This window comes from Dietzia sp. UBA5065 (genome assembly GCA_002415925.1).
In the GTDB taxonomy this organism is placed as follows: Bacteria; Actinomycetota; Actinomycetes; order Mycobacteriales; family Mycobacteriaceae; genus Dietzia.
The window spans coordinates 3,676-6,612 of record DIAZ01000010.1; the positions used below are offsets into that span (position 1 = coordinate 3,676).

General features: G+C 72.8%; 1 protein-coding gene and 1 pseudogene. Both read right to left on the reverse strand.

The genetic code is table 11. The features are described 5' to 3' along the window. A pseudogene (locus tag B4M60_RS00885) lies at positions 1-613 on the reverse strand (acetate kinase); the annotation flags it as partial. Next, complete coding sequence (gene pta / locus B4M60_RS00890) at positions 610-2,772, reverse strand: phosphate acetyltransferase (protein ID WP_414646697.1); 2,163 nt, start codon at positions 2,770-2,772, stop codon at positions 610-612. The gene pta and the pseudogene B4M60_RS00885, both read right to left, overlap by 4 nt. Between the last annotated feature and the right edge of the window lie 165 nt (positions 2,773-2,937).

The window sequence follows — 2,937 nt, forward strand, 5'->3', positions numbered from 1 at the left end:
AGGGCCTGCCCAGGAGGTCGGCGGTGCGGCGGGAGACGAACTCATGGCTGGTGCCGTGGAACCCGTACCGGCGCAGGTCCCACTTGCGGGCCACCTCGCGGTCGATCGCGTAGGTGTGCGCGGCGGCGGGCAGCGTGTGGAAGAAGCCCGTGTCGAACACCGCGACGTGGGGCAGGCCGGGCAGCAACTGGCGGGCCACGCGGATCCCGCGCAGGTTGGCGGGGTTGTGGAGGGGGGCCAGCAGTTCGAGCTTCTCGATGTCCGCCTCCACCGCGGGGGTGACCTCGACCGGCGAGTGGAAGGCCGGCCCGCCGTGGACGACCCGGTGGCCGATCGCCTCGACACCCAGGTCGGTGGGGTGCACCCGGAGCTCGCCCGCCAGCTCGAGGACGCGGGCGAGAGCGGCCGAGTGGTCCGCGAACCCGGCCTGGACGGTGCGCTCCTCTGCCGGGGACCCGGTCAGGGCGCTGCGGCGCACTGTGAGCGTGCCGACGGGCTCCCCGATTCGCTCGACCAGCGCCCACGCCAGCTCGGCCCCGGCGGCGGCCCCGGTGTCGATGATCTGCAGCTTGAGCGAGGAGGACCCGGAGTTGATGACGAGCACGCGGGTCATGACCGGCCCTCCCCGGCGGCGGCTGCGACACCCTGCGCCTGGACGGCCGTGATGGCGACGGTGTTGACGATGTCCTCCACCAGCGCACCGCGCGAGAGGTCGTTGATGGGCTTGCGCAGTCCCTGCAGAACCGGGCCGATCGCCACGGCCCCGGCGGTGCGTTGCACGGCCTTGTAGGTGTTGTTGCCGGTGTTGAGGTCGGGGAACACCAGCACGGTGGCGCGCCCCGCGACGGGCGAGTCGGGCATCTTCTGGCGTGCCACGGTGGGGTCGACGGCCGCGTCGAACTGCAGGGGCCCGTCCACCACCAGGTCCGCCACCGGATCACCCGGGGCGGCCTCCGCGATCCGCGACCGCACGATCGCGGTGGCCTCCCGCACCTTGTCCACGTCCGCCCCGGTGCCCGAGTCGCCGGTGGAGTACGACAGCAGGGCCACCCGCGGCTCCACCCCGAACCGGGAGGCCGTCTCCGCCGAGGAGAGGGCGATGTCGGCGAGCTGCTCGGCGGTGGGGTCGGGCACGACCGCGCAGTCGCCGAACGCCAGGACGTGGTCCGACAGGCACATGAGGAACACGCTGGAGACGGTCTCCACGTCGGGCCGGGTCCGGATGATCTCCAGCGCCGGCCGGACGGTGTGCGCGGTGGTGTGCGCGGCGCCCGAGACCATGCCGTCCGCGAGGCCGGTGTACACCATCATCGTGGCGAAGTAGGAGATGTCGAGGATGCGGTCACGCGCCACGTCCAGGGTCATGCCCTTGTGCTTGCGCAGCTCGGCGTACTCCACGGCGAACCGCTCGGCGTGCTCGCTGGTCCGCGGGTCGAGGATCTCCGCGCCGGACAGGTCGATCCCCAGCTCGTCGGCGCGGCGGCGCACCGCGTCGGGATCGCCGAGGATCGTCAGGTCGGCCACGTCCCGGCGCAGCAGCCGGCCGGCGGCGTGGAGGATGCGGTCGTCGTCGCCCTCGGGGAGGACGATGTGCCGCTTGTCCGCGCGGGCGCGCTCGAGGAGTTGGTGCTCGAACATCTGCGGCGTCATGACGTCGGGGGTGTCCACCCGCAGCCGGGCGAGGAGCTCCTCGGTGTCGACGTGCTTCTCCATGAGGCTGAGCGCGGTCTCGACCTTGCGCCCGGAGCCGGAGTAGACGCGGCCGCGGGTGTCGGCGGCCACGCGTGCGGTGTCGTAGGTGCCGTGGTCGGTGCAGATGATGGGCAGCGTGGAGCGCATCCCGTGGACCAGCCGGTCCATCGCCGGGTTCGGCATGAGGCCGCCGTTCCAGATCATCCCGGCCAGCGAGGGGAAGCCCTCCGCGGCGTGCGCGGTGAGGATCGCGAGCACGGCGTCGGTGCGGTCGGCGGGGACGATCACCACCATCCCGTCGACCAGCCGCTCCAGGATCCTGTCGCCGGTCATCCCGCCGACCATCACGGCCATGACCTCGCGGTCCAGCAGGGCGGGGTCGCCGGAGTACAGGGTGCCGTCGACCGCGTCCTTGAGCTCACCCATGGTGGGCGCGGTGAGCAGGGCCTGGCTGGGCAGGGTCCACACCGGGAGGTCGAGGTGGGCGAGCTCGCCCTGGATCGCCTCCAGCGCGTCGGGCTGGCACCGGTTGACCACGATCCCCACCGGGTGGGCGTGCTCGAGGTACAGCTCCTCCAGCGTGAGCCGGGCGTTGGTGCCGATCTCCTCGGGTGTGCGGTCGGCGCCGCGGATCACCAGGAGGACGGGGGCGCCGAGGTTGACGGCGACGGTCGCGTTGAAGTCGAACTCGGTGGGGCTGGGCACCCCCGTGTAGTCGGTCCCGAGGATCACCACCACGTCGCACTGCCGGGCCACGGCGTGATACCTGTCCACGATCTCCGTCAGCGCCGCGTCCCTGTCCTCGTGGACGCGCACGTTGGTCACGCCGATGCAGTCCTCGTACGCCAGGTCGACGGTCGTGTGCTGCAGCAGCATCTCCACGATGCGGTCGCGCCCGGGCCCCGGGTCCGTGGCCCGCGGCACCACGGTGACCGGGCGGAACAGCCCCACCCGCTGCACGGTCCCGGCGAGGATGCGCAGCAGCCCCAGGGCGACGGTCGACTTCCCGGTGTCGCCCTCCGGCGCCGCGACGTAGACGGCGGAGGAAGAGAGCGGGTCGCCGGTCACCGGGGACGGGATGGTGGGTCCGGCGGTGTCGGACCCGGGGGACCCACCCTCCGACGACTCGGACGTGAGCGGGTCTGGCAGGCGAGAATCGGGCACCTGGGCATTGTGACAGCGCCGACCGCCCGGCACACCCCGTACACCCCATGTGGGCACGCCGGTCGCCGCGGAGGCGCGCGC